At 38.2% G+C, this 267-nt stretch carries 1 protein-coding gene; it reads left to right on the forward strand.

The genetic code is table 11. The annotated features are described in order from the left end of the window. On the forward strand, positions 1-267 hold a 267-nt coding region (locus ACFIO5_RS10660; protein ID WP_375705387.1), incomplete at both ends, for a hypothetical protein.

The following is a 267-nucleotide window of genomic DNA, read 5'->3' on the forward strand; positions in this document are numbered from 1 at the left end:
TTTATCATCTAGAACAAGCCTATGCTGAAAATGAATCGCGCATTCATACATTAATTAAAGAATTGAGTAATGAACGCATAGCCATTTTGAATCATGCGGACCGTGTACAATCAACAATTAAAGGAACACAGGAACAACTCAGTGATGAATTTGGCTTGGCTACCTCCAACATTGTCAGGAATGTTGAAAAGCTTGCACAAACTCTTTCGCAGACTTTACAAAAACAGGGTGAAGATCTTGTTGCAAAACTTTCCCATACAGGTGATG

Source organism: Bartonella sp. AA86SXKL (genome assembly GCF_042196885.1).